This is a genomic window from Pseudomonas sp. YQ_6, from assembly GCF_043103245.1.
GTDB classification, from domain to species: Bacteria; Pseudomonadota; Gammaproteobacteria; order Pseudomonadales; family Pseudomonadaceae; genus Aquipseudomonas; species Aquipseudomonas alloputida.
The window spans coordinates 17,845-29,328 of sequence record NZ_JBICJR010000011.1 but is presented as its reverse complement, the minus strand read 5'-3'; the positions used below and the strand labels follow the sequence as shown (position 1 = coordinate 29,328).

12 protein-coding genes are annotated in these 11,484 nt (G+C 64.6%); 6 read left to right on the top strand and 6 right to left on the bottom strand.

Going from position 1 to position 11,484, the window contains the following annotated elements; all coding sequences use genetic code 11:
* Positions 1-382 precede the first annotated feature (382 nt).
* Entirely contained in the window at positions 383-1,273 is an 891-nt protein-coding gene (locus tag ACF8FG_RS03475) for a LysR family transcriptional regulator (RefSeq protein ID WP_014591739.1), read from the bottom strand.
* Between the two features lie 102 nt (positions 1,274-1,375).
* Between ACF8FG_RS03475 and ACF8FG_RS03470 the strand changes: the two genes are divergently transcribed.
* The 6 genes from ACF8FG_RS03470 (at position 1,376) to ACF8FG_RS03445 (ending at position 6,830) form a co-directional block, all read left to right on the top strand.
* The gene (locus tag ACF8FG_RS03470; protein ID WP_014591738.1) at positions 1,376-2,455 is read left to right on the top strand and encodes an extracellular solute-binding protein; all 1,080 of its coding nucleotides are present in this window, start codon (positions 1,376-1,378) and stop codon (positions 2,453-2,455) included.
* A 25-nt stretch (positions 2,456-2,480) separates the two neighbouring features.
* Entirely contained in the window at positions 2,481-3,446 is a 966-nt protein-coding gene (gene speB / locus ACF8FG_RS03465; protein ID WP_004576768.1) for an agmatinase, read from the top strand.
* A 155-nt stretch (positions 3,447-3,601) separates the two neighbouring features.
* Positions 3,602-3,919 (top strand): hypothetical protein, encoded by a 318-nt coding sequence (locus ACF8FG_RS03460; protein ID WP_010953180.1) that lies wholly within the window; start codon positions 3,602-3,604, stop codon positions 3,917-3,919.
* Positions 3,920-3,941: 22 nt separating this feature from the next.
* Positions 3,942-5,087, top strand: a complete 1,146-nt coding sequence (locus tag ACF8FG_RS03455; protein ID WP_076403404.1) for a PQQ-dependent sugar dehydrogenase — start codon at positions 3,942-3,944, stop codon at positions 5,085-5,087.
* Positions 5,088-5,128: 41 nt separating this feature from the next.
* Positions 5,129-6,235: a cell division protein ZapE gene (gene zapE / locus ACF8FG_RS03450; protein WP_144180084.1), complete on the top strand. Its 1,107-nt coding sequence runs from the start codon at positions 5,129-5,131 to the stop codon at positions 6,233-6,235.
* A 13-nt stretch (positions 6,236-6,248) separates the two neighbouring features.
* A complete protein-coding gene (locus ACF8FG_RS03445) occupies positions 6,249-6,830 on the top strand; it encodes a DinB family protein (RefSeq protein WP_014591735.1) in 582 nt (193 codons plus the stop codon).
* 74 nt (positions 6,831-6,904) lie between these two features.
* Here the strand turns inward: ACF8FG_RS03445 and ACF8FG_RS03440 are convergent, their stop codons facing one another.
* The 5 genes from ACF8FG_RS03440 to ACF8FG_RS03420 form a co-directional block, all read right to left on the bottom strand.
* Positions 6,905-7,903 carry an alpha/beta fold hydrolase gene (locus tag ACF8FG_RS03440; protein WP_014591734.1) on the bottom strand — a complete coding sequence of 333 codons (999 nt, stop codon included), beginning with the start codon at positions 7,901-7,903 and terminating at the stop codon, positions 6,905-6,907.
* A gap of 75 nt (positions 7,904-7,978) precedes the next feature.
* Positions 7,979-8,416, bottom strand: a complete 438-nt coding sequence (locus ACF8FG_RS03435; protein WP_010953185.1) for a YqaA family protein — start codon at positions 8,414-8,416, stop codon at positions 7,979-7,981.
* Positions 8,416-8,844, bottom strand: coding sequence for a DUF411 domain-containing protein (locus tag ACF8FG_RS03430; protein ID WP_392518605.1), 429 nt, complete (start codon positions 8,842-8,844; stop codon positions 8,416-8,418). Before ACF8FG_RS03430 ends, ACF8FG_RS03435 begins: the two co-directional genes overlap by 1 nt.
* A gap of 14 nt (positions 8,845-8,858) precedes the next feature.
* On the bottom strand, positions 8,859-9,743 hold the full coding sequence (locus ACF8FG_RS03425) for a copper resistance protein B (RefSeq protein ID WP_134697965.1): 885 nt from the start codon (positions 9,741-9,743) through the stop codon (positions 8,859-8,861).
* Positions 9,736-11,457: a copper resistance system multicopper oxidase gene (locus tag ACF8FG_RS03420; protein ID WP_371924116.1), complete on the bottom strand. Its 1,722-nt coding sequence runs from the start codon at positions 11,455-11,457 to the stop codon at positions 9,736-9,738. Before ACF8FG_RS03420 ends, ACF8FG_RS03425 begins: the two co-directional genes overlap by 8 nt.
* Positions 11,458-11,484 lie beyond the last annotated feature (27 nt).

Sequence of the window (11,484 nt, the reverse complement as noted above, 5' to 3'; positions counted from 1 at the left end):
GACGGCCTGCGCCCAGCCATCGATGCGTGTCCACCCTCGATCAGGCGTAGGAGCGGGTTTACCCGCGAATACGGTAGCGGCGGCAGCGGTGAACGGGGGGTGGAGATTGGCCAGCAGGGCCGGCCCTTTCGCGGGTAAACCCGCTCCTACACGACGGCCTGTGCCCAACCATCGATGCGTGTCCACCCCCGATCCGGCGTAGGAGCGGGTTTACCCGCGAATACGGTAGCAGCGGCAGCGGTGAACGGCGGGTGGAGATTGGCCAGTAGGGCCGGCCTCTTCGCGGGTGAACCCGCTCCTACACGACGGCCTGTGCCCAACCATCGGTGCGTGTCCACCCTCGATCAGGCGTAGGAGCGGGTTTACCCGCGAAGGGGCCGATTCAGGCAAACGCCGCCAGCAAATCCTGCGCAAATACATGGGCTGCCTCGCCAACCCCCTGTGCCCGGTGCCGGGCCAGGGTGAACGGCACCCCAAAATCAAGCTCAGGGTCCAGCGCCCATATCAGCCCATCGGCCTCCCAGGCCTGTGCGCAATGGCATGGCAAGTAGCCAATATGCCGCCCAGACAGAATGAACGTCAGCACGCTTTCGATCTGCTCCGCCACTGCCGTGCTGCGTCTGCTCTGGAACGGTTCGCCCCCTTTGAGAAAACGGTACGGATGGCGCACCTGGTCCATGTCCAGCAACCGCTCAAGCCCAATATCCGTTTCGCCATACAGCACATGCCCCTTGCCGCAATACAGCCGCTGTCGTTCCGCGAACAAGGGCTGGTAATCAAAGGCCGCCTGGTTGCCGGAAAAGTAGCTTATGGCATAGTCCAGACGCTGCTCCAGCAACAGCCGTTCCAGCTCCGCCGGCGGTGCACTGACAAGCTCCAGTTGCACCGATTCCTCTCGCCTGCGAAATGCCGCAATGGCCGCCGCCAGTTTCAGGCTCACCGCCTTGTCCTGATTTTCCGCCATGCCAATGCGCACAGTTCCCAGCAGTCGCCCGGCAACGCCGTTGGCCTGCTGGCGAAACTGTTCGATGTTCAGCAGCAGCCCACGCGCCGCGTCCAGTAGCAACTCACCTTTTTCCGTCAGGCGAAACCCACCCTTGCCGCGGCTGCACAGGCGGTAACCCAAACGTGCCTCCAGTTGCGCCATGCGCTGGCTGATAGTGGGCTGGCTCAGGCCCAGCACGCCTTGAGCGGCGCTGAAGCCACCCGCCTCGACTACAGTGACGAACAGCCGCAGCAGGTGCAGGTCGGGATCGTGCACTTGTCCGAGCATTACATTGCTCCTGATGAATGTCAGCTTTGCAAACTTGCCATTGGTGCAATGTAACCCGGCTGGCATGCTCGCGGCATCCACCCATTTACCGAGGTGTCCGCCATGCGTCGATCGTTGTGCCTTTTATCTCTTGTTCTAGCCCTGCCGCTGCAGGCCGAAGAAAAGGTCGTCAACCTCTACAGCTGGGCCGATTACGTCGCCCCGCAAACCCTGCAGCGCTTCGAACAGGAAACGGGCTACAAGGTGCGTTACGACACCTTTGACACCCCCGAGGTGCTGGAAACCAAGCTGTTGACCGGTGGTAGCGGCTACGACGTGGTGGTGCCGTCATCCACCGTGCTGGCCCGGGCGCTCAAGGCCAATGCCCTGCAAGCGCTGGACGCTCAGACCATGCCTGGCTATGGCAACCTCGACAAGGACCTGCTGGGCAAACTGGCCGAGGTTGACCCCGGCAACCGCCATGCCGTGCCGTACACCTGGGGTACGCTGGGCCTGGGGGTAAATGTGGAGGCAGTACGCCAGCGCCTTGGCGATGTACCGCTGGACAGCCTCGACCTGTTGTTCAAGCCCGAGTACGCCACCCGCCTGAAGGGTTGCGGCATCGCTTTGCCTGACTCGCCCCAGGAGGTGATCGGCGTAGCCCTGAATTACCTGGGCAAGGACCCTTACAGCCAGAACAAGGATGACCTGGCTGCCGCGCAGAACCTGCTCAGCCAGTTGCAGCCGTCGATCAGCTACGTTGCCAACGGCCGGCAGATCAACGACCTGGCCAATGGCAGCGTGTGCCTGGCGCTGACCTACAACGGTGACGCAGCGATGGCCGCCGACCAGGCCCGTCGTGCCGGCAAGCCTTTCGAGGTGATCTACCGCATCCCCCGCGAAGGCACGCTGGTATGGCAGGACAACCTGGTCATCCCCAAGGACGCCCCGCACCCCGAGGCCGCACGGGCGTTCATCGCCTTCATGCTCAAGCCAGAGTCGGTGGCAGCGCTGACCAACACGCTGTTCTTCGCCAATGCCAACCAGGCTGCCACGCCGCTGGTGGACGAAGCGGTGCGCAACGACCCGGATATCTATCCGTCGGCCGAGGTGCGTCAACGCCTGTATGCCGACCGCAGCATGGCCTTGGCCGACCTGCGCCAACGCAACCGTCTGTGGACTGCCTTCCGCAGCCGGCAGTAGCCCATGACAATCAAGGAGCCCGACCGTGGACCAAGCCGCAAGCAATGACCAGGCCATGACCCGCGATAGCCTGTATGGTACCGCCGCAGAAAGCACCTACGCCGGTGTTGTCAGTTTTTCCCGCCGTCGCTACAGCCGCGACTTGCGCGGTGTGGATGTGGTGGTCAGCGGTGTGCCGTTCGACACGGCCACCAGTAACCGCCCCGGCGCGCGCTTCGGCCCGCGGGCGATCCGTGCGGCCTCGGTCCAGCAGGCCTGGGCCCGCCACTGGCCGTGGGCATTCGACCCGTTCGACCACCTGGCGGTGATCGACTATGGCGACTGCCCCTTCGACAGCGGCACGCCGCAGTCGGTACCGGACAGCATCGAGGCCCATGCCGAGCACATTCTGCAGGCGGGTTGCGCCATGCTGACCCTTGGTGGCGACCATTTCATCAGCTACCCGCTGCTCAAGGCTCACGCCCGCCGCCATGGCCCGCTGGCGCTGATCCATTTCGATGCGCACAGTGACACCTGGCCGGACGAGGCGGGCAAGCGCATCGACCACGGCACCATGTTCTGGCATGCCGCCCGCGAAGGCCTGGTTGACCCGGCCCACTCGGTGCAGATTGGCCTGCGCACGACCAATGACGACAGCCAGGGCTTTGCCATTCTCGATGCCAGGCAAGTGCACCGCCAGGGCACAGAGGCGGTAATTGCAGCGATTCGCCAGCGGGTGGGCGAGCGGCCGGTGTATCTGACCTTCGACATCGACTGCCTCGACCCGGCCTACGCGCCCGGTACCGGAACGCCAGTGTGTGGCGGGCTAAGCACGGTGCAGGCGCTGGAGATTCTGGGTGGGCTGCGTGGCATCAACCTGGTAGGCATGGACTTGGTGGAAGTGGCGCCAGCCTATGACCATGCCGATATCACCGCGTTGGCCGGGGCAACCCTGGCCATGGAGATGCTGTGCCTGTATGCGGCGCGGCACAAGGTGGATAACGGCCAGTAGAAGGTTGCGGCCATTGGAGGGCGAAGCAGCCCTCCGCGGCCCATACTGAAACATCAGGAATCAACTCCACCCGCATTCACACTTTTGCCGCGAACCCCTCGCGCCTTAGGCTATCAAACCCACCAGGCGCGGCATTTTCGTACAGGAGGTGAAGCATGACCCCGACATTGCCCATCCTGGCCCTCGGCCTGGCCTTGTGCCTGCCCGCGCACGCGGCTGCGCAGCAGCCCGTGCAACGTGCTGCCGGCAACAACAACCCTTACAACAGCCCGATCCAGCGGGCCAACCCCAACAGCCGTCAAGGCAGCATGCCGGCTGCGCCACCGGTACGTGGCCCGTCCACCGACCCCTACCAGCGCCCACCCACCCTGGACAACCGCGGCATCGGCAATGGCGACAACCTGCGCCGTCAGCAGCAAACCCCGAACCTGGAACCCACCCGGCCACCGCGCGACAACCCTCGTGCGCCTTAAGCCTACTTGAAAGGAATCCGGCATGCTTCGAGCACCCTGGCTAGTCACCCTGACCGCCGCTGCGCTACTGCCACTGTGGGCGCATGCGGCGGCCGAACAGCGGTTCCCCAGCGAAGAAGGTACCTTGATCGTCGACACGCTTGCCGATGGCCTGCGCAACCCCTGGGCCCTGGCCTTCCTGCCCGGTGGCAAGGACATGCTGGTGACCGAGCGCGCCGGCAACCTGCGGCTGGTCAATGCCGAAGGCAAGGTTGGCCCGTCGATCAGCGGTGTACCCAAGGTCTGGGCCGAAGGCCAGGGCGGCTTGCTGGATGTGGCGCTGTCGCCGGAGTTCGGCAAGGACCGCACCGTCTACCTGTCCTACGCCGAGGAGGGCAGCGACGGCAAGGCCGGTACTGCGGTCGGCCGCGGGCAGCTGTCCGAAGACCGCGCCCGGCTGGAGAATTTCACCGTGATCTTCCGCCAGCAGCCCAAGCTGTCGGTGGGTAACCACTTCGGCTCGCGGCTGGTGTTCGACCGCGACGGCTACCTGTTCATCGCCTTGGGCGAGAACAACCAACGCCCCACTGCCCAGGACCTGGACAAGTTGCAAGGCAAGGTCGTGCGTATTCTGCCGGACGGCGAAGTGCCCAAAGACAACCCCTTCGTCGGCAAGGACAACGTGCGCCCGGAGATCTGGTCGTACGGCCACCGTAATCAGCAAGGCGCCGCGCTCAACCCCTGGACCGGCCAACTGTGGACCCACGAACACGGCCCGCGCGGTGGTGATGAAATCAACATCCCAAAGCCTGGCAAGAACTATGGTTGGCCGATTGCGACCCACGGCATCAACTACTCGCTGCTGCCAATCCCCGAGGCCAAGGGCGAGCGTGTGGACGGCATGGTCGACCCGCACCATGTATGGGAAAAGTCACCGGGTATCAGCGGTATGGCGTTCTACGACAGCCCAACGTTCAAGGCCTGGGACCACAATCTGTTCATAGGGGCGCTGGCCACGCAGGAATTGATCCGCTTGCAACTGGATGGCGACAAGGTGGTGCACGAGGAGCGGTTGCTCGGTGACCTGAAGGCGCGTATCCGTGACGTGCGGGTAGGGCCGGATGGTTACCTGTATGTACTGACCGATGACAAGGACGGTGCGCTACTCAAGGTCGGCCTGGCCGACTGACGCGCGCCTGCACCGAGGGTGACAGTCGGGTAGAATGCGGCATGGCCCTCGACCCCCAAACCCTCTACCAGCAAGCCCTGAGCACTCGGGGCTACGTTGCTGACCCTGCCCAGGCCCGCGTCGTCGAGGCCTTGCAAGCCTGCTTCCAGTCCCTTGAGCAGGGCCGCCCTACCCAGGGCCTCTACCTCTGGGGCCCGGTCGGGCGCGGCAAGACCTGGCTGATGGACCAGTTCCACCAGTGTCTGCGCATACCGAGCCGGCGCCAGCACTTTCATCACTTCATGGCCTGGGTGCATCAACGCCTGTTTCAGCTCAACGGCACCGCCGACCCGCTGTTGGCCCTGGCGGCGGAGCTGGCGCGGCAGATCCGCGTGCTGTGCTTCGATGAATTGTTCGTCAGCGACATTGGGGATGCGATCATCCTCGGCCGCCTGTTTCAGGTATTGTTCGATCAGGGCGTGGTGATCGTCGCCACCTCCAACCAGCCACCCGAGCAGCTCTACCGCGATGGTTTCAACCGCGAGCGGTTCCTGCCTGCCATCGCCGCCATCGGTCGTCACATGCAGGTCCTGCCGGTAGCGGGCGAGCAGGATCACCGTCTGCACCCCGGTGAAGCGCGGCAGCGCTATTGGGTAGCCGAGGCGGGGCAGGCCAGCCAGCTGGGCGAGGTGTTTCTCCAGCTCAGCCCGGAAGATGCCGGCACTGATCAGCCCTTGGGTATTGGCTCAAGGCACATTCACGTCGTGCGGCGCAGTGAGCAGGCTATCTGGTGTCGTTTCACCGATCTGTGCGATCAACCCTTGGCGGCCATGGAGTTCATGGCCTTGTGCGACCGTTTTCCCTCGATTCTGGTATCCGGCATTCCGGCGCTGGGCGGGGAGCTGCGGGCGGGGCGTATTGCCCGTGGCACCGAAGATGGCGCGGCGAGGGTAGTGGCGGGCGACCGTGAACTGCCTGCGCTTTCGCCCAAGGACGATGCGGTTCGCCGCTTCATTGCCCTGGTCGACGAATGCTATGACCGCCGGGTGGCGTTGTACCTGGAGGCACAGGTGCCGCTCGATGCCCTCTACACTCAAGGGTATCTGGCGTTCCCGTACCAGCGCACCCTGAGCCGGCTACGGGAGATGCAACTGCAACGCTTCGCCTGAAAAGGAGCCGACCATGCAGCCGTTATCGCATTATCTGCTGACCCAGGCCTATAACAATGGCTGGGCCAATCACCGCCTGTACAAGGCCTGCCTGCAACTGACCCAGGACGAGTTCGTCGCCCCGCGTTGCAGCTTCTTCCCGTCGATCAAGGCCACCCTCAACCATTTGCTGACGGTGGATTGGTTCTACCTGCATATGCTCGAGTGCGAGCAGCGCGGCGAGCAGCCCGATGCCGACGGCGAACGCTTTTTCGACCCGGAACAGCCGTTTGCCACCTGCACCGATCTGCATGCCGAGCAGGCCCAGGCTGACCACCGTTTGATCGCCTACTGCCGGGGGCTGAGTGATGGCGACCTGGGCCGCTATGTGAGCGTCGTGAGGCCTGATCGGGTGCAGCGCGAGCAGCGGCTGCGTTTGCTGGCGCATCTGTTCGAACATCAGGTGCATCACCGTGGGCAGGTGCACGCAATGCTCAGTGATACTGCGGTCAGGCCACCACAGCTGGATGAGTTTTTCTGCGAGGAAGAGGCCGAGCTGCGGGCGGGCGACTTTGCCGAGCTGGGCTGGACAGAAGCACTGGTCTGGAACGTGTAGAGGAACCCTGTGGCAGCAGCGGGCGTGCGCAAAATCTCAAAGCCTGCGTGCTCCCACAGGGGCCAATCATTGGCTCATTTGCCCAGCCATTCGACCAGGGTGCGATTGAACCGCACCGGTTCCTCGATTTGCGGCGCATGCCCCATGCCTTCGAACGTGATCAGTTCACCTTTGGGTATCAGCTTGGCCACCTGCGGCCCCAACTCTGCATAGTTGCCCAGCCTGGCCTTTACCTCCGGCGGCGCGATATCGCTGCCGATGGCCGTGGTGTCCTTGTCGCCGATCAGCAACAGGGTCGGCATCTGCAGGTGCTTGAACTCGTGGTACACCGGCTGGGTATAGATCATGTCGTAGATCAGTGCCGAGTTCCACGCCACCGCTTCATGCCCCGGCCCTTTGTTCAAGCCCACCAGCATCTGCACCCAGCGTTCATATTCAGGCTTCCAGCGCCCGGCGTAATAGGTCTTGCGCTCATAGGCACGTACGCCTTCGGCATCCAGCTTGAGTTCGCGGGCATACCACTGGTCCACGGTGCGGTAGGGCACCCCCAGGGCTTTCCAGTCTTCCAGACCGATCGGGTTGACCATTGCCAGGCGTTCCACCTGCTGGGGGTACATCAGCGCATAGCGGGTGGCGAGCATGCCGCCGGTGGAGTGGCCGAGCACAATGGTTTGCTTCACACCCAGCTGTTCGAGCAGGGCATGGGTGTTGTCGGCCAGTTGCTGAAAGCTGTACTGGTAATGCGCCGGTTTGCTCGACGTACAGAAGCCAACCTGGTCGGGCGCGATGACCCGGTAGCCGGCCTTGCTCAGGGCGTCGATGGTGGTTTCCCAGGTGGCGGCGCAGAAGTTCTTGCCGTGCATCAGCACCACGTTGTGGCCGTTGGCCTGGCCCTGGGCGGGTACGTCCATGTAGCCCATCTGCAGGGCCTGGCCCTGGGACTTGAAGTCGAAATGCTTGAGGGGGTGCGGGTAGCTGAAGCCTTCGAGCTGTGGGCCGTAGGTAGGCGACTCGGCAGCGATGGCCGAACTGCTGGCAAGGCAGGCCAGGGCAAGGGCGGTTGCGCGCAACATGGGGGCACTCCGTGTAGGGCCAGGTTGAATGGGGCGACTGTAACAGGCAGTGGACCACGCGAAACCTGAAAGGTGTTACCAGGCGTGAAACCAGCCCAGGGTAATCATCGCAAGCACCGCATAGCGGCCAGCCTTGGCCAGGGTCACCAGCAACAGGAAGCGCCAGAATGGCTCACGCATGATCCCGGCGATCAGCGTAAGCGGGTCGCCGATCACCGGCATCCAGCTGAGCAGCAGCGACCATTGCCCCCAGCGTTGGTAGCGCTGCTGCGCACGCGCCAGTTGGGCTGCGCTGAAAGGGAACCAGCGTTTGTCGCGCAGGTGCTCGATGGCCCGGCCCAGCAGCCAGTTGACCACCGAGCCGAGCACGTTGCCCAGGGTGGCTACCAGCAGCAGGGTCGCCCAGGCCTCGGGCTGGCGCAGCAACAGACCGACCAGCACGGCCTCTGATTGCAGCGGCAGCAGGGTAGCGGCACCAAAGGCGCTGAGAAACAGCGCCCCCAGGCTGAGCATCAGTAGTTGGCGACCACGGTGTCCTGGCCATCCCGGGTCACCCCGATGACCTGGTAGGCATCCTTGTGGTCACCCATCTCCATGCCGGGCGAGCCCATGGGCATGCCCGGCACCGCCAGGCCCCTGAGGTCGTTGCGCTTGACCAGCAGGCGCACCTGCTCGGCCGGCACGTGGCCTTCGACGAACTTGCCGTCGATCACCCCGGTGTGGCACGACGCGAGGCGTGGCGCCACGCCGAGGCGTTGCTTGACGGTGCTCATGTTTGGCTCGACGTGGTCGTTGACGGTAAAACCGTTGTCACGCAGGTGGCTGATCCAGGCCTTGCAGCAGCCGCAGTTGGGGTCGCGGTAGACGTCGATGGTCTCGGCGGCCTGGGCCAGGCCGGTGACGGCCAGCAGGCTCAGGGTCAGCAGGTGTTTGCGCAGCATGGTGAAGCACTCCTCTAAAAACGCAGGCGGATACCGGCGACCAGGCGGGTCTGGCCCAGATCTTGACCGTCTTCTCGGGCTTGGTTGGCACGCGAGCCGTGCAGGCGGTTGAAACTGAGCCCGACGTAGGGGGCGAAGCCGCGCGTGATTTCGTAGCGCAGGCGCAGGCCCACCTCGCTGTCGGCCAGCCCCGCGCCTTGTTCGCGCCCGGCGTCGTTGCGCCCGTAGAGGTTGGCCTCCAGGGTCGGCTCCAGTATCCAGCGGTTGGTCAGCAGCATAGCGTAAGCGGCTTCCAGGCGCAGCGCGGTCTGTTGCCGCTCGCCTGCATAGGCGGTGGCTTGCAGTTCCAGGCCGTACAACGGTGTGCCCTGGATGCCGAAGGCGGCCCAGGTTTGGCCACTGGCAGGCTTGAAGTCCTGGCGTGCACCGGCCACCAGTTCCCACCACGGGCTCACGGCATGGCCCCACAGCGCCTGTAGCTCGGCCTTGTGGGTCTTGCCCTGTTCGCGTTCGCCTTCGGTGCGCAGCCACAAGCGGTCGATATCGCCACCGACCCAGGCGGTGGCGTTCCAGTTCAGGGCACTGCTGCTCTCGAAGTTCTGGTATTCGAGCTTGTCCACGATCACTGCCCAGTTCAGCGCCCGGTCATGCGCCTGGTGCCCTGGCAATGGCGGGAAGGCGGCGCGGCGGTCGGCGTCGGTGATGACAGGCAGGGGCGTGCGAGGTTGGCTGAGGGAAGGCTGGTCATGGCCCATGCTTTCATGGGGCATGGGCATGGCCTGATGGCCCACCTGCCCGTGGTTCGTGTGTTCGGAACCAGCGGCCATCGCCCGTTCACTGGCGAGCAAGGTCAGCAGCGCCACGCCTGCCACGAGGCTGCGGTTGCGGGTGTCATTCATCGACGCGTACCTCGCGGAGCATGCCGGTCTCCATGTGGTAGAGCAAGTGGCAGTGGTAGGCCCAGCGGCCCAGCGCGTCGGCGGTTACCCGGTAGGCGCGTCGGCTGCCGGGCGGGATATCGACGGTGTGCTTGCGCACCAGGAACTGGCCATGCTCGTCTTCCAGGTCGCTCCACATGCCGTGCAGGTGGATGGGGTGAGTCATCATGGTGTCGTTGACCAGGATGATGCGCACGCGCTCACCGTAGATCAGCCGCAGCGGTTCGGCGTCGCTGAACTTGATGCCGTCGAACGACCAGGCGAAGCGCTCCATATGGCCGGTCAGGTGCAGTTCGATGTCTCGCGATGGCGGGCGGCCGTCCGGGTCGGGGTAGGGGCTGCGCAGGTCGGCGTAGGTCAGCACGCGGCGACCATTGTCACGCAGGCCTATGCCAGGATCGGCCAGGTTGGGGCGCGGTGCCATGGTCTGCATGTCCACCAGCGGGTTGTCGGTTTCACTGACCGGGTGTTGCTGCATGGCTGACATCGCGGCGTGGCCCATGCCGGCCATGCTGCCGTGGTTCATGCCCTGCGGGTTGCTGTGGTCCATGCCCGCCATGGCATCCATACCGCCGTGGCCCATGTCCTCCATGCTCAGCACCGGGCGCGGGTCGGGGGCAGGCACCGGTGCCTGCAGCCCGGCCGCACGGGCCAAGGTGCCGCGGGCAAAGCCGGTGCGGTCCATGCTCTGGGCGTACAGGGTGTAGGCGGGTTGGTCACCCACGGTCACCAGCACGTCGTAGGTCTCTGCTACGGCAATGCGCAGTTCATCCACGCTCACAGGGGTCACCGGCAAGCCGTCGGCGGCGATCACCGTCAGCTTCAGCCCGGGGATGCGGAAGTCGAAGTAGGTCATGGCTGAGGCATTGATCAGCCGCAGGCGCACGGTTTCGCCTGGCTGGAACAGGCAGGTGAAGTTGCCTTGTGGTGGTTGGCCGTTGAGCAGGTAAGTGTAGGTGGCGGCGCTGACATCGGCGAGGTCGGTTGGACTCATGCGCATGCGCGCCCAGGCCGTGCGTTCGGCGACGGTGGGGCTCCAGCCGTTTTCGGCCACGTCATCAATGAAGTCGCCAACCGTGCGCTTGTGGAAGTTGTACGCGTCGGACTGCTTCTTCAGCGTCGCCATCAGGTGTTCCGGCGCCTGGTCTGACCAGTCGCTCAATAGCAACACGTGATCGCGCTGGTAGCGGTGCGTTTCGGGCTCGCGTGGCTCGATCACGATTGCCCCGTATACCCCGGCTTGCTCCTGCAGGCCCGAATGGCTGTGGTACCAGTAGGTGCCGCTCTGGCGCAGTGTGAACTGGTACAGGTAGTCGCCGCCGGGCTCGATGCCAGCGAAGCTCAGGCCAGGCACGCCGTCCATGTTGGCCGGCAGGATGATGCCGTGCCAGTGGATCGAGGTGTCCTGCGCCAGTCGGTTGCGCACCCGCAACGTCACGGTGTCCCCTTCGCGCCAGCGCAGCAGTGGGCCGGGCAGGCTGTTGTTGACGGTCAGTGCGGTTCGCGGCCGGCCCGTGATGTTGACCGGGGTCTGGCCAATGAACAGTTCGAAATGCTGGCCGGCCAGGTCTCGGCCTTCGGCGGCCTGGGCCAGCGGGCGCCACAGCCCCAGGCCCGCCAGCGTGCTGGCGGCGCCCAGGCCTTTGACAAACGTACGGCGGGAGGGGTTGCGCAACATGGCGTGGCCTCATGCGGAAGAGCC